This window comes from Neobacillus sp. MER 74 (assembly GCF_023714155.1).
The window spans coordinates 1-242 of the sequence record NZ_JAMAUV010000132.1 but is presented as its reverse complement, the minus strand read 5'-3'; the positions used below and the strand labels follow the sequence as shown (position 1 = coordinate 242).

Sequence of the window (242 nt, the reverse complement as noted above, 5' to 3'; positions counted from 1 at the left end):
AATGCTGGCAACTAAGATCAAGGGTTGCGCTCGTTGCGGGACTTAACCCAACATCTCACGACACGAGCTGACGACAACCATGCACCACCTGTCACTCTGTCCCCCGAAGGGGAAAGTCCTATCTCTAGGAGTGTCAGAGGATGTCAAGACCTGGTAAGGTTCTTCGCGTTGCTTCGAATTAAACCACATGCTCCACCGCTTGTGCGGGCCCCCGTCAATTCCTTTGAGTTTCAGCCTTGCGG

Annotated in this window: 1 rRNA gene; it reads right to left on the bottom strand. The window is 53.7% G+C overall.

The features are described from left to right. Positions 1 to 242, bottom strand: a 16S ribosomal RNA gene (locus tag M3610_RS27865); the annotation flags it as partial.